We start from the raw sequence: 16,632 nt of genomic DNA on the forward strand, positions 1-16,632 counted from the left end.
ACCAAGATGTTCAAACGTGTCTTCAAACAAGTATCCCTGGGCGTCGCGCTGAGCGCCGCCGTTTTCGCCGTCCAGGCCGCCGATGTGACCGGCGCCGGCGCTTCGTTCCCGTACCCGATCTACGCCAAGTGGGCGTCGGACTACAAGGCCGCGACCAACAATGCCGTGAACTACCAGTCGATCGGTTCGGGCGGCGGCCAGCAACAGATCATCGCCAAGACCGTCGATTTCGGCGCCTCGGACGATCCCATGAAGGCAGCCGACCTGGAAAAGAACGGCCTGCTGCAATTCCCGGCCGTCATCGGCGGCACCGTGGCCGTGGTGAATATCGACGGCATCGAGCCGGGCAAGCTGAAGCTGTCGGGCAAGGTCCTGGGCGACATCTTCCTGGGCAAGATCAAGAAGTGGGACGACGCCGCCATCAAGGCGATGAACCCCGACCTGAAGCTGCCGTCGGCCGACATCATCGTCGTGCACCGTTCGGACGGTTCGGGCACCACCTTCGGCTGGACCAACTACCTGTCGAAGGTGTCGCCGGAGTGGAAGGAACAAGTCGGCGAAGGCAAGGCCGTCAAGTGGCCCGTGGGCCAGGGTGGCAAGGGTAACGAAGGCGTCGCCGCCTACGTCGGCCAGTTGAAGAACTCGATCGGCTACGTCGAATACGCCTATGCCAAGCAGAACAAGCTGGCCTGGACGCAGTTGCAGAACAAGGCCGGCAAGTTCGTCCAGCCGGAGCAGAAGGCCTTCGCCGCCGCCGCCGCCAACGCCGACTGGAAGAGCGCGCCGGGCATGGGCGTGGTGCTGACCGACGAGCCGGGCGCCGATTCCTGGCCCGTGACCGCCGCCACCTTCATCCTGCTGCACAAGAAGCAGGACAAGCCGGTGCAGGGCAAGGCCGTGCTGGACTTCTTCGACTGGGCCTTCAAGAACGGCGCCAAGTCGGCCGAAGCCATGGACTACGTGCCGCTGCCGGACGCCGTGACCAAGGAAATCCGCGCCGCCTGGGGCGAAGTCAAGGCCGCCGACGGCAAGCCGGTCTGGAAGTAAAAGCGGGTGCCTGGCGCGGCGGCCCGGCCGCGCGCCAGCATCGGCCAACTGCCCTGCTGTCCGGCTTGTCGGATGGCGGGGCGGGTCCCCCCGGGGCCCAATCGTAGTTTCCCCCAAGGTTTCCTAAGGAAAGTCCATCCATGAGCGCGGTAATGGATAATAGTGTGCCGCTTTCGCCCAGCGTGGCGGACTCCGTGACTACCGGCACGCCTTCGCCTATGAAGCAAAACAACAACGCGCTGATGGATGCGCTGTTCAAGAACCTGACCCGCCTGTTCGCCTTCCTGGTGTTCATCCTGCTGGCGGCGATCCTCGTATCCCTGATCTACGGCAGCCGTGAAACGCTGGCCAAGTACGGCCTGTCGTTCCTGTGGCTGAACGATTGGGATCCCGTCAAGCAAAGCTACGGCGCGGTGGTTCCCATCATCGGCACGCTGCTGACCTCGGCCATTGCCCTGGTCATCGCGGTGCCGGTGTCGTTCGGCATCGCCATCTTCCTGACCGAACTGTCGCCGACCTGGCTGCGCCGCCCGCTGGGCACCGCGGTCGAGATGCTGGCGGCGATTCCGTCCATCATCTACGGCATGTGGGGCCTGTTCGTCTTCGTGCCGGTGTTCCAGCAGTACGTGCAGCCTTTCCTGATCGCCACCCTGGGCAGCGTGCCGATCATCGGCGGCATGTTCGCGGGGCCGCCATTCGGCATCGGCATCTTCACCGCCGGCCTGATTTTGTCGATCATGATCATCCCGTTCATCGCCGCGGTGATGCGCGACGTGTTCGAGCTGGTGCCGGCCATGCTGAAGGAATCGGCCTACGGCCTGGGCAGCACGACCTGGGAAGTGATGTGGCGCGTGGTGCTGCCGTTCACCAAGTCGGGCGTCATCGGCGGCATCATGCTGGGCCTGGGACGCGCGCTGGGCGAAACCATGGCGGTGACGTTCGTCATCGGCAACGCCTTCAAATGGTCTGGCTCGCTGTTCTCGCCGGGCAACTCGATCGCCTCGGCGTTGGCCAACGAATTCAATGAAGCGGGCGGCATCCAGAAGTCGGCGCTGCTGGAATTGGGCCTGATCCTGTTCCTCATCACCACCATCGTGCTGGCGCTCGCCAAGATGCTGCTGGTCCGCCTGTCGGCCAATGAAGGCAAGCGTAGCTGACCTGCGCCGCACAAGGAAAAGATCATGGCTGCTGTCTCCGTACTCAATATGCAGAATGGCGTGTATCGCCGCCGTCGCGTGGTCAATCGCGTCATGCTGACCATCTCGCTGGGCACGCTGGTGTTTGGGCTGTTCTGGTTGTTCTGGATCATCCTGACCCTGCTGTTCAAGGGCGCGCCGGCGCTGTCCTTGACGCTCTTCACCGAGATCACGCCGCCGCCGGGGCAGGCCGGCGGCCTGGTCAACGCCATCTTCGGCAGCGTGATGATGGCCGGCGTGGGTACGCTGATCGGCACGCCGGTCGGCATCCTGGCCGGCACCTACCTGGCCGAATACGGCCAGCGCGGCTGGCTGGCGCCAGCCACGCGCTTCCTGAACGACGTGCTGCTGTCGGCGCCGTCCATCATCATCGGCCTGTTCATCTACGCCGTGTACGTGGCACAGGTCGGGCACTACTCGGGCTGGGCCGGCGCCATCGCGCTGTCGATCCTGGTGATCCCGGTGGTGGTGCGCACCACCGACAACATGCTGCTGCTGGTGCCCAACAGCCTGCGCGAAGCCGCCGCGGCACTGGGTTGCCCCAAGTGGCGCATGATCACCCTGGTGTGCTATCGCGCCGCCAAGACCGGCATCATCACCGGCGTGCTGCTGGCGATTGCCCGCATCTCGGGCGAAACCGCGCCGCTGCTGTTCACCGCGCTGTCGAACCAGTTCATGTCGACCAACATGAACGGCCCGATGGCCAACCTGCCTGTCGTGATCTACCAATACGCCGCCAGCCCCTTCAAGGACTGGAACAACCTGGCCTGGGCCGGCGCCACCCTGATTACGCTGCTGGTGCTGGGCATCAACATCATCGCCCGCAACATGTTCCGCAAGTAAAGATCGCTTTGCCGGCGCGTCCGCCGCGCCGGATCTAGGGAAACCAAATGGAAAACACCGCTACCGCCGTCAAGAACAAGATCGAGGTCAAGAACCTGAACTTCTACTACGGCAAGTTCCATGCGATCCGCAATGTGAACATGTCGATCCAGGAGAAGAAGGTCACCGCCTTCATCGGCCCGTCGGGCTGCGGCAAGTCGACGCTGCTGCGCACCTTCAACCGCATGTTCGAGCTGTACCCGGGCCAGCGTGCCGAGGGCGAGATCATCCTGGACGGCGAGAACCTGCTGACCGCCAAGACGGACATCTCGCTGATCCGCGCCAAGGTCGGCATGGTGTTCCAGAAGCCCACGCCGTTCCCCATGAGCATCTACGACAACATCGCCTTCGGCGTGCGCCTGTTCGAGCGCCTGTCCAAGGGCGAGATGGACGAGCGCGTGGAATGGGCGCTGAGCAAGGCCGCGCTCTGGAACGAAGTGAAGGACAAGCTGAACCAGAGCGGCAACAGCCTGTCGGGCGGCCAGCAACAGCGCCTGTGCATCGCGCGCGGCGTGGCCATCAAGCCGGAAGTGCTGCTGCTGGACGAGCCGTGTTCGGCGCTGGATCCGATCTCGACCGCCAAGATCGAGGAACTGATCGCCGAACTGAAGAACGACTACACCGTCGTCATCGTGACCCACAACATGCAGCAGGCCGCCCGCTGTTCGGACTTCACGGCCTACATGTACCTGGGCGAGTTGATGGAGTTCGGCCAGACCGACCAGATCTTCGTGAAGCCGTCGCGCAAGGAAACCGAGGACTACATCACCGGCCGTTTCGGCTGATCGCGCCGCGGAATAAGGACCACGAACAACGCCGCCAGTACCGCCGCGCACGAGAACGCGATGAAGTTCCTGGCCAGCGCATAGCTGCCCAGCATGCCCAGTTCGAGCGACGTCAGGTTCCAGCTCTTGTCGTCAGCCAGGGCGGGCAGCACCGCGCCCATGACGCCGACGTCATAGCCCTTGACAGGATGGTCAGCCAGCAGACGAACAGCACGGTATAAGTGGTGCGCGCGGGCGCGGCCCAGGCGGACGGAGTAGCGGCATGTGCCATGGAATTCCCGATGAATGTCGTTATGGTCTTTGCGTCCTCGCGGGATGCAAATTAATTTATGCTTCAAATATATAGGCGTCAATCAGAGGAGCGCCGGGCGGTGTCGGCGTCCGAGTCTCGGCCGCTTCCGTGCGGCGGGAGCCCGGTATCTGGTATAGTTGCGTCCCTCGGGGCGTAGCGCAGCCTGGTAGCGCATCTGCTTTGGGAGCAGAGGGTCGCGAGTTCGAATCCCGCCGCCCCGACCAATAAAACCAAGGCCTTACAGAGATTGCTCTGTAAGGCCTTTGTCATTGGGCCCCAGTGCCTGCCGGATGGCCCAGCACGCAACCTGTTTCTTGGCTCTACCCGAAAGCGCCGTCCGCATGCAGCATGGTGTCTTCCACAGCCACAACATCAGGATGCACCATGCAACAACGCCTCGACTACAGCCATGCCGCCCCCGAAGGCTACAAAGCCTATGGCGCGGTCTACGCCTATCTGCGCCAGTGCGGCCTGCCGGAAACGTTGATCAATCTGGTCTATTTGCGCGTCTCGCAGATCAATGGCTGCGCCTACTGCATCGACATGCATTCGCGGGACTTGCTCAAGCAGGGCGTGGCGGTGGACAAGCTGGTGCTGGTGCCGGTCTGGCGCGAAGCCGGCGCGCTGTTCAGCGCGCGCGAGCAGGCGGCGCTGGCCTGGGCCGAGTGCGTCACGCGGGTGGCCGACACGGGCGTGCCGGACGCGGACTACGGAGCCGCCGCGGCCGCATTCGACGACAAGGAATTGGCCGACCTGACCTACGCGATCGGATTGATGAATGCCTTCAATCGCCTCGGGGTCACGTTCCGCAACGTGCCTACCGCGGTCAGGCAGGCGGTGGCGGCCTGACGGCGCGGGCGCCGGCCCGGCGCTAGGGCCAGAGCAGTCGCAGTGCAAGGGCCAGCATGGCGGTTCCGACCAGGGCATCCAGCACTCGCCATGCGCCCGGACTGGTGAACACAGGCCGTAGCAGGCGGGCGCCAAAGCCCAGCGTGAAAAAGAACAGGAACGAGGCGCTCATCGCTCCCAGCGCGAAGGCAGTCTCGCGACCATCGTACTGGCGGGAGACGGATCCCAGCAGCACCACGGTGTCCAGATATACGTGCGGGTTGAGCCAGGTGAAGGCCAGGCAGGTGGCCAGGGTGGTGCCCAGGCCGGCGGCCGCGCGCGTGGACGGCGTCAGGCTGCCCGGGGATCGCAGCGCCGAATGCCAGTTGCGGATCGCATAGCACAGCAGGAACAGGGCGCCGCCATAGCGCAAAACCGGCGCCAGCCAAGGCAACGCATCCGAGGCCAGCCCGAATCCCGCGACACCGGCCGCAATCAGTACCGCGTCCGACACGGCGCAGACCAGGCACACCGCAAAGACGTGTTCCTGGCGCAAGCCTTGGCGCAGCACAAAGGCGTTCTGCGCACCGATCGCGAGAATCAGGCTCAGGCTGAGGAGAAAACCGGGAAAGAAGGCGCTGGTCATGTCGTACCTCGTGGCAAGGACGACAGGCTAGTGGTTGCCAGCGAGTTAGAAAATCTAAAGCTGCTAACCCATCCTTAGCAGCGCTGAATTCGTGCCAGGGTGCCGCGAAGCTCAGTGACGGGGGCCGGCGGGCCCGGGCTGCAGCTTGTCGAGCTGGGTCCGCAGCGAGTCGAGCAGCAGTTGCAACTGTTCGGAGGTGACGGCATAGACACGGCCCCGTCCGCTGCGCGCCGAGGCGGCGGACGACGGTTCCGCCAGGAAATCGAGCCGCAGCAGCAGGGAGTCGTGTTCCACCAGCGGCATCATGGCCCAACCGGTCACTGGCGATACCGCTTCGCCTGCCTTGAAGTCTCTGTCTTGCACCTTGCTCCGCCCTCTATGCGTGTCCGGCAACAGGCCGGCGCGCTTGATTTTATGTATTCAGCTTTTGGTCAGCAAGTGGCCGCGTGGTGTCGGCGTCGAAAACAGCCGTGCTGGGAGGTTTATCGGACAGGATAACGTTTGGAGGGAGGTTGGCGCGGCGTATCGGCCGGCCCCTGCCTGTCCGTCGCGTGGGCGCCGGTCGTGCCATCGGCCAACAAAAAGGCGCCGCGAATGCGGCGCCTTGCGCGGACGCAGCGTGCGGGTCAGCCGGCGTTCTGGTCCGCCGCGCGCAGCAGGCTGTACAGCTTGTCCTTGAGCAGCAGTTTTTCCTTTTTCAGGACTTCGACGCTGGTGTCCGAGGCCGGCACAATGCCCGCCTCCATGTTCTTGATTTCCTGGTCCAGGTCGTTATGGCGCTGGAACAGGGCCGAGAAATGTCCGTTCTCGGCTTTCAGGCGGGTGATCAGTTGACGGTACTCAGGGAACATGACGGCCTCTTGCGTGATCCGGTTGAGGGGGGCTGCGCGGGGCCGGGGGGCCGCCCCGCAAATGAGCTGTCGGTTCCATGACATCGCAACGGCTCGTCAAAGTCAACCCGCCGGGAGGATGGCCGGCGCCCGGATTTGACGCCACGCAAGGGTGCTTCAGGCGGGAGTTCTCCTGGTCGCATAATTTCACGTTTGGTTGCATTGCTTTTTGGGGGCGGATATACACTCGCCTGCCTGTGCGGTCTGCCATCAAAATGCAATGAATCAGCGTGTGCCCATCTATCGTCAGGTCCTGGATTTGTTCAAGCAGGACGGACGCATTCATCCCGGTACCGGGATGATCACCGGCGTGATTGCGCTGTTCCTGGCGATCCTGTCTGTGCTGGGGGTGCTGGCGTTTCACTTCCCGGCGTACCTGACCACGCCCGAGTTGCGCTCGTTCTATAGCGTGGATGCGATGCGCACGCTGCTGTTCACGGCGTTGCTGGCCTCGGGCACCATCGCGCTGACCAATATCGTGTTCGGCCGCCAGCGCTGGCTCAACATCGCTGCGTTCGTGCTCGTGTGCATCGCGGTGGCCGCCGGCGGCAGCCAGGTCGTGGTGACGAGCTCCAACACCGGCGACCATCCCTACCTGGGCCTGGATTGGTTCATCCTCGACCTGCTGGCCTCCAGCACCGTGTTCATCATCTTCGAAAAGCTGTTCCCGCTGTATCCGGGCCAACCGGTGTTCCGCGGCGAATGGCAGGTGGACATGAAGCACTTCCTGTTCAACCACCTGTCGGTGGGCGCGGTGCTGCTGTGCATCAACTTCTTCGTGCACCGGCTGTTCTCGTGGGCCGCCTACGAGCCGTTGCAGCAGGCGATCCAGTCGCTGCCCTACCTGGCCGAACTGTTCCTGGCGGTGCTGGTGGCCGACCTGGTGCAATACGCCGCGCATCGCGCGTACCACGAGGTGCCGTTCCTGTGGCGCATCCACGCCGTCCACCACAGTACCCGCACGCTCGACTGGCTGGCGGGCTCGCGCCTGCACATCATCGAGCTGCTGATCACGCGGGTGGCGGTGCTGGGGGTGTTGTTCGCGCTCGGCTTTTCCAAGCCGGTGCTGGATGCCTACATCATCATCGTGGGGTTCCAGGCCGTGCTGATCCACTCCAACGTCAAGCTGCCGTGGGGCTGGCTGCGTTACGTGATCGTGACGCCCGACTTCCATCACTGGCACCATTCGTCCGACACCGAGGCGATCGACAAGAACTACGCGGCGCATCTGTCGTTCATCGACTACCTGCTCGGCACGGCGGTGCGCGGCACGGGCAAGCGCCTGCCGGAAAACTACGGCATCCTCGACAACGACATGCCCGGCACCTTCCTGGCGCAGCAGGCTTACCCCTTCCGCAAGAAGTAAGAAGCAGGCCGCGGCCGCTACATCACCTTCACCGCGCGGCCGATGAACTGGATCGGTCCGGTGGGCTTGCCTACCGGCGAGCCGGTGGCGGGCTCCAGTGTCAGTTCAAATAGCTGGTTCGGTTCCAGCGGGGGCAATTGTTGCAGCGGAATGCGCACCGGTTCACCAGGCTTGACCAGTCCCAGCGATACCGGTCCCGCCCACCCGTCGGCCTTGGTCCAGAACTCCAGGGCGCGGTCAGGGGGCACCTGGATCGTGGCAAGCGGCACCAGTTGCACCTCGCGCTGGCCGGCCCGGGCCTGGACCACCCAACCCGGCGTCTGCGATTGCGGTGCCACCAGCACCACCATGTACTGCGTCGTGGCCGGCGCCTCGGCTGGCCGCAAGGCCTGGGTGGCGACCGTCAGGACCAGGGCCGCGGCGAGGCCGCAGGCGGCGGCGCGCCAGAATGCCAGGTTGTCCCAGAGTCGCGCACGAGCCGGGCCAGTCGCGCGCGCCGGACCCGCCTGGCGTGTGTCGAGGGTGGAGGCGATGCGCGGCCACAGGCCGGGCGATGGTTCCACGGGCGCGGCCAGCGCGGCCAACGGCAGCAGCCGGTCTTCCCAGCTCGCCACCGCGGCGCGCAGCGCGGCGTCGTTGGGCAGGCGGCTTTCGATCTCGCGCCGGCGCTTCTCGGGCAAGGTGCCCAGTACATATTCGCCCGCCAGTTCGTCGATGCCTTCCGGGGTGTCGGGTTGCGCGTTCATGCCAGGCATTCCTTCAGCGCCTTCAGGCTGCGCTTGATCCAGGCCTTTACCGTGCCCAGGGGCGCCTCCAGGCGTTGCGCGATTTCACTGTGGGACAGGCCCTCGACGTAGGCGTGCAGCAGGCAGTTGCGGCGCACCGGTTCAAGCTGTTCCAGGCACGGGCCGATGCGGCCGGCGCTTTCGCGCCAGTCGAAGGCATCGCGGGTGTCGTGCCACGCCTGCATCGAGTCGCGGATATCGAGCGCGGCCGCGGTGTCGTCGTCCACGCCGGTCTCGCGGCGGCCATCGCGCGCGGCATTCAGTGCCAGGTTGCGAGCCACGCTGTACATCCAGCCGCGCGCCGAGCCGCGGGCGGCCTCGAATGTGGCGGCCTGCTTCCAGATATTGACGAAGGCGTCGTGCACGATGTCTTCAGCCCGCGCGCGATCGCCCAGGATGCGTTGGGCCACGCCCAGCAGGCGGGCGCCCTCCTGGCGATAGAGGGCCTCCAGTGCCGGCCGGCGTCCGGCCGCGCACTCCCTGAGGGCCGCTTCGTAATCGAAATCCGGGGCAGGTCTGTTCGGCATGCTCGCGGTCGGGGAGATTGGCCCGGGCACGGTCCGGGCGGCGGATGGGACATCTTACCGGAGTTCCGCCGCGCGGATCGCGCCCGGATTCAGTCAGCCTTCCAGAAGATATAGTCGGCCTGGTAGGCGACCTGGCTGCGTTGCCCCAGCGTGGCGCTGGTGCAAGGCGCCTGCGGCGCGACGCCCCCCTTGAGCGCGGTGCGCTGGATATAGGCGACCCCGGTCATCGCGCCCTTGCCCATGGCGGGATTGGCCTTGACCAATTGATAGGGCAGATTGCCCGCTCCGGCCGGCGCGACGGCGACCTGGGTGCCGGTCAGTTTGGAACCATCCGCGGCTTCCCAGGTGGCGGGCGGGCCGTAGTAGCTGCCGACCTGTTTGCCCTGGCGGTCTTTCAATACCGCCTTGGGGCCGGCGAAGACCCATTCCGCCTGGTCCTTGGCATCGGCCTTGGCGCGGCATTCGTAGGTGACCTCACCGGTGCCAACGGTTTCCCAGGCGACCTTGTGGCCGGCCGGCACCTGCACGCTTGCAGGCAGCATGTCTTGCGAATACGCCATGGCCTGGGACTGGCCGAGCGTGGCGCCGGCGGCCAGCGTGGCGACGGCGAACAATTGGGCGGCCGAGCGGCCGGCGATGCGTCGGGTCTTCATGAGCGGTCTCCTGCGGTGGGGATCTGTCTGCAACGACACACGGGATGTGCGTCGTTGCAGGTACTACACGCGGGAAACGCATTTGGATGCAGGGCGGATGAAAAAATCGCGATGGGTCCAGGGGGGCTTGCATAGCCCCCGGCGTGGAGCGCGCCGCCGCCGGATCAGGCCGCCAGCGCCTCGTCCTTCCAGCGCTGCTTGTCGCGCAAGGGGGGCGCGCCGAACAGGCGGCTGTATTCGCGGCTGAATTGCGACGAACTTTCGTAGCCCACCGCATGCGCGGCCAGCGCTACGCCGGCGTCATCGGTCAGCATCAGCCGGCGCGCCTCCTGCAGCCGCAGGTGCTTCTGGTACTGCAGCGGGCTCATGGCGGTGGCCTGCTTGAAGTGATGATGCAGCGACGACACGCTCATGTGCACGTCGCGGGCGATTTCCTCGACCCGCAGCGGTTGGGCGTAGTTGTCGCGCAGGATGCGGATAGCCTTGGCCACGCGGTTGAGCTGGCTGTCCTGCAGCACGGTCTGGCGCAGCACCATGCCCTGGCCGTTCATCAGCAGGCGGTACAGCAGCTCGCGCTTGATCATTGGCGCCAGGATGGGGATGTCGCGCGGCGTATCCAGCAGCCGCAGCAGGCGCAGCACCACGTCCAGCAGCGCGCCGCCCAGCGGATTGACGCACATCGCGCGCGCGGCCTCCGCCGGCACCAGCGGCGGCAGGTTCTCGTCGCTGATCAGGGCGGTGATTTCCTCCGGGTTCAGGTCCAGCCGCAGTCCCAGGTAGGGCAGGGTCGGGCTGGCCACCGAGACCTTGGCCACCACGGGCAGGTCGACCGACGAGATCATGTAGTGGAACGGGTCGTACTCGTAGGCCTCGTCACCGATCAGGACCCTCTTGGATCCTTGCGCGATGACTGCCAGCGCCGCCTTCTGCAGGGCAGGCTTGGGGCCGGTCGGCTGCGAGATGCGGTGCAGGTACAGGCCCTCGATGGGCGTGTCGAGCGAGCCCTCCAGCGTGCCGGTCATGCGCTCGAGCAGGCACAGCAGTTCGTGTCGGGCGGGCTCGAAAACGGCGGTCGGAGGCGTGGGGGTATCTGTGGAGGCGGGAGACATGGCGGGGCTCCGGGCAAGGCGGCCGTGCGCGCGCGTGGCGGGCGGGTCGCCGGAGGATCAGGCGCTGTCGAGTGTAGACCCAGGCAGGGATACGTGCGTGGCGGTGCGTCTGGAATGCGGAGAAATAGGCAAAAAATATGGAGGATCGGGCGCGCCACTGACGGAGGGAGGGGCGCGCCGGAGAATCGGGCAAAAAAAGGGCAGGATCAAGCATCGCCGGCCGCCGTCGGCGCGCCGCATACTGTGCCCATCCCAGCTGTGCGCCGACGCCTCCCCATCCCGGGCCGGCGGGGCGCCGCGCCCTGGAAGGAGTGCAATCATGCGGTACAAGAAATTCGGCAATACCGGTCTGTTCGTCTCGGAACTTTGCCTGGGCACCATGACCTTCGGCGGCGAAGGCGAGCTGTGGAGCAAGATCGGCGCGCTGCAGCAGGAGGACGCCAACCGGTTGGTGGGGCGTGCCCTGGAGGCTGGCGTCAATTTCATCGATACTGCCGACGTGTATTCGGAAGGGCGTTCCGAGACTATCACCGGGCAGGCGCTGCGCGACCTGAAGGTGGCGCGCGACGATGTGGTCATCGCCACCAAGGTGTTCGGGCAGACTGGCGCCGGCGTCAATGCCCGTGGCAACTCGCGCTTTCACATCATGGAAGGCGTCAAGAAGAGCCTGGCGCGCCTGCAACTGGACCATATCGACCTCTACCAGATTCACGGCTTCGATCCGGCGACGCCCATCGAGGAAACGGTGCGCGCGCTCGACAACCTGGTGCAGCACGGGCATGTGCGCTATGTCGGCGTGTCCAACTGGGCGGCCTGGCAGATCGTGAAAGCGCTGGGCATCGCCGAGCGCCTGGGCCTGGCCCGCTTCGAATCGCTGCAGGCCTACTACACCATCGCCGGCCGCGACCTGGAACGCGAGATCGTACCCATGCTGCAAAGCGAAGGCGTCGGCCTGATGGTGTGGAGCCCGCTGGCGGGCGGCCTGCTCAGCGGCAAATACCACCGCGATAGCCAGGCGGCCGCCGGAGACCGGCGCGCCCAGTTCGACTTCCCGCCGGTCGACCGCGAGCGCGCCTTCGACAGCATCGATGTGCTGCGCCAGGTGGCCGAGGCGCGCGGCGTGTCGGTGGCGCAGGTGGCCCTGGCCTGGCTGCTGCACCAGCGGGCGGTCACCAGCGTCATCATCGGCGCCAAGCGCGTCGACCAACTGGACGACAATCTCGCCGCCAGCGCCATTCGCCTGGACGCGGAAGAACTGGCGGCGCTGGACAAGGTCAGCGCCTTGCCGCCGGAATATCCGGGGTGGATGTTCACGCGCCAGGGCGAGTTCCGCCGCCAGCAACTGCGTGAATCCGACGCGACGTAAGCGGATTCGGGCCGGGAAAGCGCCGCGGCGGCGATTGCCGCTGCCGCCGGTCCGCCGGGCGGTTAGAATCCTGGAACCGGGCGTGGCCAGCCAGCCGCGCCTTTTTTCCGGGAGCTTCCGTATGCCGCGCATTGCGCGCCGCGCCGCTGCCCGGCATCCGTTTCGCGTAGCCCTAGCGCCGCCATGGCCATTCCCTTCCTGCGCCAGCTCACCGCCGTCAGCCGCACGCCGCAGGCCAACCGGCGGCTGGCCTATTTCCTCACCTTCGTCGCTGGCGCGGTCAACGCCGGCGGCTTCCTGGCCGTGCAGCAGTACACCTCGCACATGTCGGGCATCGTTTCGATGATGGCCGATCACATGGTGCTGGGTAGCGTGGCCGTGGTGACGCAGGGGCTGGCCGCGTTGCTGTCGTTCCTGGCGGGCGCGGCGACCTCGGCCTCCCTGATCAATTTCGGGCGGCGCTCGCACCTGGCCAGCGAGTTCGCCCTGCCGCTGGTGCTTGAGGCCCTGTTGCTGCTGGCGTTCGGACTGTTGGGGGCGAACCTGGAGAACCTGCGCTGGTTCTATGTGCCTGCCACCGTGATGCTGTTGTGCTACATCATGGGTTTGCAGAACGCGATGATCACCAAGGTTTCCAAGTCCGAGATCCGCACGACCCACGTGACCGGGATGGTCACCGATATCGGCATCGAACTTGGCAAATTGTTCTACTGGAACCTGGCCCACGACGACAATGCCGGCACCGCGCCGGTGCGCGCCGATCGCGGCAAGCTGATCGTGCTGAGCGCGATGGTGTCGCTGTTCTTCACGGGCGGCGTGGTGGGCGCTTATTCCTTTTATCACTACGGTTTCGGTTCGACGCTGCCGCTCGCGCTGTGCCTGCTGATCCTGGCGGCGGTGCCGGTGGCCGACGACATCCGCCAGTTCCTGGCGAGGCCATAGCGCGGGGCGATCGGCGGCCCGGTCAGGCGCGCGCGTACGCCAGCACGACTTGCAACGCGGCGGCCGTCTGCCAATGCAGGCGTTGCAGGCGGGCGTCCCGGGCGGGGTCCGTAACGGCGTAACCCTTGGCATCCACGGGATAGGGCTGCCCCAGCAGCCGCGCCATGTCGATCTGGTAATGGCTGCTGTCGCCGTATGGGCGCTTGCCGTCGATGAAAGGCAAGGGCCAGTAGGCATCGCCTTCGCGCAGCACCGCCTCCAATTCACGCTGGCCTGCCTCGCGCCAGTTCGCCGCGCACAGCAGGGCGAGGTGTTCACCGCGCAACTGGAAATGACCCTGGGCGTCGACACCGCTGTCGGGGAAATCGAAGGCCGCGCGCCGCTGGGCGGGTAAGGCATAGCGGCCGGGCGCCAGGGGGCCGCCCGTGCGCACATAGGCAGGCAGCAGCCGGCACACCTCGGCCAGGCGCCTTGTCGCCAGGCGTCTGTCGGCGGTGCCCAGCAGTGTCATTGCGGCGCCAACGGTGTCCCTGTCTCCCAGCGGATGTTCGAATTCGATGCCGGGCGCGCCGGACTCCACGGGAATCCAGATCACGCCCAGACCGCGCATCAGTCGTGCGTGGTCCGCGCCGTAGCGCAGGCGCGCCGGGTCTTCCTGGAATACCTGGCGGACGATGGCGTCGCGCTCATTCGGAGCCGCGGCCGCGAGACGCAGCGGTGTGCAGGCCAGCGCCGCCAGGGCCAGCGTGAATCCACGGCGTGGCGCGGACGCGCGTCTGTCTTCGGGGGCGGCCGGATCGGTGGGCAGGGGCGGCATGGGGCGGTCTCCAAGGGGCCTAGGGAGTCGGCGCCGGCCATTGCCGGATGCGGCCCCGCAAGGCGGCGCGGCCCCTTACGATATCCCGAAACCAAGCCCACCGCCGCGGCAACGGAAAAGCCCGGCTTCACGGCCGGGCCGGGCTGCCATGCCTTCCGATGGCCAGGCCCTGCGGCCCGGCCCTCGGGGAGGCGGGGCTCATTTGGGCATCAGCACGCTGTCGATCACGTGGATCACGCCGTTGGACTGGTAGACATCATAGGTACTGATGTTGGCGGTGCCGCCTTTCTCGTCCTTGACGATGAGGTTGTGCTTGCCATTCATCATGACCCACAGCTTGCCACCGCTGGCTGTGGCCAGTTCGGTCACGCCTCCCTTTTTGACCTTGGCGGCCAGCGCGTCGAAGTCCAGCTTGCCCGGCACCACGTGGTAGGTCAGGATCTTGGTCAGCGTGGCCTTGTTTTCCGGCTTGACGAGGGTGTCGACGGTGCCGGCCGGCAGCTTGTTGAAGGCGGCATTCGTCGGGGCAAAGACGGTGAAAGGCCCCTTGCCCTGCAGCGTATCCACCAGCCCCGCGGCCTTTACCGCCGCCACCAGGGTGGTGTGGTCGGCGGAGTTGAGCGCGTTGGCGACGATGGTCTTGCTGGGCAGCATGGGCTGTCCGCCGACCATGACATCGGCCGCGAAGGTGGGGGACAGGGTCAGGGCGGAACTGGCAATGGCAATCGAAGCTAGCAATTTCATGACGATCTCCTTTTTCGTTGGCCGTCGCTAGCAGATACGGGACGGCGCAGCCAATGGATGCGCGGATGTCCTTGGGATAAACCCTAGGGTGGCGGCGCGGGCCTGCCCAGCCCGGCCGGCGCGGCGCCCGGCATCGCGCCGCCGGGTCACTACAATGGGTTGGCCGAAGCCGAGTGGCGGCGCGTTCGCCGCGGGTTTCCGGTAAACACGCCTTTCGGGCGCTTGTTCGCAACGTAGGTCCGGCAGCGGGCAGGTAGTATCGGGAGGTGGCGCAGCAGGCCGCGCATCGGCGCGTGGTCCGCGCCGCGAATCACGCTTTTTTCCGGAGGACAAGAACAAACATGGACGCGGAATTCTGGTTGGAACGCTGGCGCGATGGGCGCACGCATTTTCATCAAACGCGCGTGACGCCGCTGTTGCAGAAATACTGGCCGACGCTTTCGGTGCCCGCTGGCGGCAAGGTGTTGGTGCCGTTGTGCGGCAAGTCGCTGGACATGGTCTGGCTGGCGGCCCAGGGCTACCAGGTGCTGGGGGTGGAACTGTCGCAACTGGCCGTCGAGCAGTTCTTCGTCGAAAACGAACTCAAGCCGGTCATCCACGACAGCGCCTACGGTAGGCATTATGTGGCAGGCAATATCGAGATCATCTGCGGCGACATCTTCAAGCTGGACGCGCCGCTGCTGTCTCATTGCGTCGGGGCCTACGACCGCGCCGCGCTGGTCGCGCTGCCCGCGCAGATGCGGGGCGAATACGTGCGCCATGTCTACGGGCAATTGGCGCCGGGCTATCGCGGCCTGCTGATCACACTGGACTATCCGCAGGACGAAATGGACGGGCCGCCATTCGCGGTGGTCGATACGGAAATGCGGAGCCTTTTCAACGGCGTGTCGCCGGCAGTCATCATCGACCGACGCGACATCCTGGCCAAGGAACCCAAATTCGCCGAGCGTGGCGTGAGCCGGCTCGACACGGTGGTCTACCGCTTGGGCGCGCAGGCCTGAGGCGCACCGCCCGGCGCGGGTCGCCGCGCTGGCAATGAGCGCGCCGCGGCGCGGGCACGATCAGAAGAACCAGCCGCCGCGAGTCAGGTCTTTTTCGCAGCGCTTGTACTGGCTGGCGAACTTGTCGGCCCGCGCCTGCACTTTCTTCGACACTGTCTTCAACCACGCCTTGCGGTCATAGCTGCGGTTGCGATAACCGGTCCAGCCTTCGTGGTAGTTCAGGTACTGGCCGTAGGCGTCCCACTTGGAGATGCCGTTCAGGCGCTGGCTCTTGTTCATGTACCAACCCATGAAATCCAGCGCATCGGCGAAATTGTCGCGGCTGGCGCCCCAGCCGCCGGCGTCCTTCTTATAGTCGGCCCAGGTCTCGTCCTTGGCCTGGGCGTAGCCGTAAGCGGAGCTGACCCGGCCCCACGGGATGATGCCCAGGAAGTAATAACGCGGTGGCACCGCGTCCTGCTTGAAGCTGGATTCCTGGTACATCATGGCCATTGGCACCTGCACCGGCGTGCCCCATTTCTTCTGCACCTTCAGCGCGGCGTCGTGCCAGTCCGGCTTTTCGCGAAAGATGGCGCAGATGTTCTCGGGATTCGACGGTGGCGCGGTGGCGCAGCCGGCCAGCGCGGTCAGCAGCGGCAGCGGCATCAAGAGCCGTGTCATGGGCGGTCTTCTCCTGGTGCCGGTCGCCGGCGGTTACGTCTGGTTTGTCACGGATTGCAGTGATTGTATGAAAACGTATCGCTGGGAAAGTTCCGT

At 65.7% G+C, this 16,632-nt stretch carries 19 protein-coding genes, 1 tRNA gene and 1 pseudogene; 10 read left to right on the forward strand and 11 right to left on the reverse strand.

Annotated features, from left to right (window positions below; all coding sequences use genetic code 11):
- Positions 1 to 6 precede the first annotated feature (6 nt).
- The 4 genes from pstS to pstB all read left to right on the forward strand — a co-directional run bounded on the left by pstS (position 7) and on the right by pstB (position 3,910).
- On the forward strand, positions 7 to 1,047 hold the full coding sequence (gene pstS, locus AC6LKG_RS15540; RefSeq protein ID WP_498165632.1) for a phosphate ABC transporter substrate-binding protein PstS: 1,041 nt from the start codon (positions 7 to 9) through the stop codon (positions 1,045 to 1,047).
- A gap of 140 nt (positions 1,048 to 1,187) precedes the next feature.
- Positions 1,188 to 2,204, forward strand: a complete 1,017-nt coding sequence (pstC, locus tag AC6LKG_RS15545) for a phosphate ABC transporter permease subunit PstC (RefSeq protein ID WP_498165634.1) — start codon at positions 1,188 to 1,190, stop codon at positions 2,202 to 2,204.
- A 24-nt stretch (positions 2,205 to 2,228) separates the two neighbouring features.
- A complete protein-coding gene (gene pstA, locus AC6LKG_RS15550; RefSeq protein WP_498165635.1) occupies positions 2,229 to 3,086 on the forward strand; it encodes a phosphate ABC transporter permease PstA in 858 nt (285 codons plus the stop codon).
- A gap of 47 nt (positions 3,087 to 3,133) precedes the next feature.
- Positions 3,134 to 3,910, forward strand: a complete 777-nt coding sequence (pstB, locus tag AC6LKG_RS15555; protein WP_498165636.1) for a phosphate ABC transporter ATP-binding protein PstB — start codon at positions 3,134 to 3,136, stop codon at positions 3,908 to 3,910.
- Here pstB and AC6LKG_RS15560 read toward each other — a convergent pair.
- Entirely contained in the window at positions 3,886 to 4,248 is a 363-nt protein-coding gene (locus AC6LKG_RS15560; RefSeq protein WP_498165637.1) for a hypothetical protein, read from the reverse strand. The two genes, pstB and AC6LKG_RS15560, sit on opposite strands and share 25 nt — an antisense overlap.
- A 101-nt stretch (positions 4,249 to 4,349) precedes the next feature.
- Between AC6LKG_RS15560 and AC6LKG_RS15565 the strand changes: the two genes are divergently transcribed.
- Positions 4,350 to 4,426 (forward strand) — tRNA-Pro (locus tag AC6LKG_RS15565).
- A 160-nt stretch (positions 4,427 to 4,586) separates the two neighbouring features.
- Entirely contained in the window at positions 4,587 to 5,051 is a 465-nt protein-coding gene (locus tag AC6LKG_RS15570; RefSeq protein WP_498165638.1) for a carboxymuconolactone decarboxylase family protein, read from the forward strand.
- Positions 5,052 to 5,073: 22 nt separating this feature from the next.
- Here the strand turns inward: AC6LKG_RS15570 and AC6LKG_RS15575 are convergent, their stop codons facing one another.
- From AC6LKG_RS15575 to AC6LKG_RS15585, 3 genes are all read right to left on the reverse strand, one after another.
- On the reverse strand, positions 5,074 to 5,676 hold the full coding sequence (locus tag AC6LKG_RS15575) for a LysE/ArgO family amino acid transporter (RefSeq protein WP_498165640.1): 603 nt from the start codon (positions 5,674 to 5,676) through the stop codon (positions 5,074 to 5,076).
- A 111-nt stretch (positions 5,677 to 5,787) separates the two neighbouring features.
- Positions 5,788 to 6,039, reverse strand: a complete 252-nt coding sequence (locus AC6LKG_RS15580) for a BssS family protein (protein ID WP_498165641.1) — start codon at positions 6,037 to 6,039, stop codon at positions 5,788 to 5,790.
- Between the two features lie 263 nt (positions 6,040 to 6,302).
- A complete protein-coding gene (locus AC6LKG_RS15585; protein WP_049075356.1) occupies positions 6,303 to 6,527 on the reverse strand; it encodes an HP1242/YdcH family protein in 225 nt (74 codons plus the stop codon).
- A gap of 259 nt (positions 6,528 to 6,786) precedes the next feature.
- Between AC6LKG_RS15585 and AC6LKG_RS15590 the strand changes: the two genes are divergently transcribed.
- Complete coding sequence (locus AC6LKG_RS15590) at positions 6,787 to 7,932, forward strand: sterol desaturase family protein (RefSeq protein ID WP_498165643.1); 1,146 nt, start codon at positions 6,787 to 6,789, stop codon at positions 7,930 to 7,932.
- 17 nt (positions 7,933 to 7,949) lie between these two features.
- Here AC6LKG_RS15590 and AC6LKG_RS15595 read toward each other — a convergent pair whose 3' ends face one another.
- The 4 genes from AC6LKG_RS15595 to AC6LKG_RS15610 form a co-directional block, all read right to left on the reverse strand.
- Complete coding sequence (locus AC6LKG_RS15595) at positions 7,950 to 8,678, reverse strand: anti-sigma factor (RefSeq protein WP_498165644.1); 729 nt, start codon at positions 8,676 to 8,678, stop codon at positions 7,950 to 7,952.
- Positions 8,675 to 9,244: a sigma-70 family RNA polymerase sigma factor gene (locus AC6LKG_RS15600; protein WP_498165646.1), complete on the reverse strand. Its 570-nt coding sequence runs from the start codon at positions 9,242 to 9,244 to the stop codon at positions 8,675 to 8,677. The genes AC6LKG_RS15595 and AC6LKG_RS15600 overlap by 4 nt, the downstream gene beginning before the upstream one ends.
- 89 nt (positions 9,245 to 9,333) lie before the next feature.
- A complete protein-coding gene (locus tag AC6LKG_RS15605) occupies positions 9,334 to 9,897 on the reverse strand; it encodes a DUF3455 domain-containing protein (RefSeq protein WP_498165648.1) in 564 nt (187 codons plus the stop codon).
- A 164-nt stretch (positions 9,898 to 10,061) separates the two neighbouring features.
- Positions 10,062 to 11,006: an AraC family transcriptional regulator gene (locus AC6LKG_RS15610; RefSeq protein ID WP_498165649.1), complete on the reverse strand. Its 945-nt coding sequence runs from the start codon at positions 11,004 to 11,006 to the stop codon at positions 10,062 to 10,064.
- 319 nt (positions 11,007 to 11,325) lie between these two features.
- Here AC6LKG_RS15610 and AC6LKG_RS15615 point away from each other — a divergent pair, with 319 nt between their 5' ends.
- Both AC6LKG_RS15615 and AC6LKG_RS15620 read left to right on the forward strand, forming a co-directional pair.
- Complete coding sequence (locus AC6LKG_RS15615; RefSeq protein ID WP_498165650.1) at positions 11,326 to 12,372, forward strand: aldo/keto reductase; 1,047 nt, start codon at positions 11,326 to 11,328, stop codon at positions 12,370 to 12,372.
- A 183-nt stretch (positions 12,373 to 12,555) separates the two neighbouring features.
- Positions 12,556 to 13,339, forward strand: a pseudogene (locus AC6LKG_RS15620) (YoaK family protein); the annotation flags it as partial.
- On the opposite strand, the gene AC6LKG_RS15625 reads toward AC6LKG_RS15620, so the two are convergent.
- Both AC6LKG_RS15625 and AC6LKG_RS15630 read right to left on the reverse strand, forming a co-directional pair.
- Entirely contained in the window at positions 13,337 to 14,131 is a 795-nt protein-coding gene (locus tag AC6LKG_RS15625) for a hypothetical protein (protein WP_498165651.1), read from the reverse strand. The pseudogene AC6LKG_RS15620 and the gene AC6LKG_RS15625 sit on opposite strands and share 3 nt — an antisense overlap.
- Positions 14,132 to 14,329: 198 nt before the next feature.
- Positions 14,330 to 14,875, reverse strand: a complete 546-nt coding sequence (locus tag AC6LKG_RS15630) for a fasciclin domain-containing protein (RefSeq protein ID WP_498165653.1) — start codon at positions 14,873 to 14,875, stop codon at positions 14,330 to 14,332.
- Positions 14,876 to 15,216: 341 nt separating this feature from the next.
- On the opposite strand from AC6LKG_RS15630, the gene AC6LKG_RS15635 reads away from it, so the two are divergent.
- The gene (locus AC6LKG_RS15635; protein ID WP_498165655.1) at positions 15,217 to 15,876 is read left to right on the forward strand and encodes a thiopurine S-methyltransferase; all 660 of its coding nucleotides are present in this window, start codon (positions 15,217 to 15,219) and stop codon (positions 15,874 to 15,876) included.
- A gap of 60 nt (positions 15,877 to 15,936) precedes the next feature.
- On the opposite strand, the gene AC6LKG_RS15640 is transcribed toward AC6LKG_RS15635, so the two are convergent.
- A complete protein-coding gene (locus tag AC6LKG_RS15640; RefSeq protein ID WP_498165657.1) occupies positions 15,937 to 16,536 on the reverse strand; it encodes a transglycosylase SLT domain-containing protein in 600 nt (199 codons plus the stop codon).
- Positions 16,537 to 16,632: the final 96 nt, after the last annotated feature.

The sequence above is a fragment of the Achromobacter sp. 46006 genome (genome assembly GCF_059761975.1).

Excerpts from the sequence above, each read along its gene's own strand:
- pstB (WP_498165636.1), top strand. The coding sequence starts at position 3,134 with ATGGAAAACACCGCTACCGCCGTCAAGAACAAGATCGAGGTCAAGAAC.
- AC6LKG_RS15630 (WP_498165653.1), bottom strand. The coding sequence starts at position 14,875 with ATGAAATTGCTAGCTTCGATTGCCATTGCCAGTTCCGCCCTGACCCTG.
- AC6LKG_RS15590 (WP_498165643.1), top strand. The coding sequence starts at position 6,787 with ATGAATCAGCGTGTGCCCATCTATCGTCAGGTCCTGGATTTGTTCAAG.
- AC6LKG_RS15570 (WP_498165638.1), top strand. The coding sequence starts at position 4,587 with ATGCAACAACGCCTCGACTACAGCCATGCCGCCCCCGAAGGCTACAAA.
- AC6LKG_RS15605 (WP_498165648.1), bottom strand. The coding sequence starts at position 9,897 with ATGAAGACCCGACGCATCGCCGGCCGCTCGGCCGCCCAATTGTTCGCC.
- AC6LKG_RS15600 (WP_498165646.1), bottom strand. The coding sequence starts at position 9,244 with ATGCCGAACAGACCTGCCCCGGATTTCGATTACGAAGCGGCCCTCAGG.
- AC6LKG_RS15575 (WP_498165640.1), bottom strand. The coding sequence starts at position 5,676 with ATGACCAGCGCCTTCTTTCCCGGTTTTCTCCTCAGCCTGAGCCTGATT.
- pstA (WP_498165635.1), top strand. The coding sequence starts at position 2,229 with ATGGCTGCTGTCTCCGTACTCAATATGCAGAATGGCGTGTATCGCCGC.
- AC6LKG_RS15615 (WP_498165650.1), top strand. The coding sequence starts at position 11,326 with ATGCGGTACAAGAAATTCGGCAATACCGGTCTGTTCGTCTCGGAACTT.
- pstS (WP_498165632.1), top strand. The coding sequence starts at position 7 with ATGTTCAAACGTGTCTTCAAACAAGTATCCCTGGGCGTCGCGCTGAGC.
- AC6LKG_RS15640 (WP_498165657.1), bottom strand. The coding sequence starts at position 16,536 with ATGACACGGCTCTTGATGCCGCTGCCGCTGCTGACCGCGCTGGCCGGC.
- AC6LKG_RS15595 (WP_498165644.1), bottom strand. The coding sequence starts at position 8,678 with ATGAACGCGCAACCCGACACCCCGGAAGGCATCGACGAACTGGCGGGC.
- AC6LKG_RS15585 (WP_049075356.1), bottom strand. The coding sequence starts at position 6,527 with ATGTTCCCTGAGTACCGTCAACTGATCACCCGCCTGAAAGCCGAGAAC.
- AC6LKG_RS15610 (WP_498165649.1), bottom strand. The coding sequence starts at position 11,006 with ATGTCTCCCGCCTCCACAGATACCCCCACGCCTCCGACCGCCGTTTTC.
- AC6LKG_RS15635 (WP_498165655.1), top strand. The coding sequence starts at position 15,217 with ATGGACGCGGAATTCTGGTTGGAACGCTGGCGCGATGGGCGCACGCAT.
- pstC (WP_498165634.1), top strand. The coding sequence starts at position 1,188 with ATGAGCGCGGTAATGGATAATAGTGTGCCGCTTTCGCCCAGCGTGGCG.
- AC6LKG_RS15625 (WP_498165651.1), bottom strand. The coding sequence starts at position 14,131 with ATGCCGCCCCTGCCCACCGATCCGGCCGCCCCCGAAGACAGACGCGCG.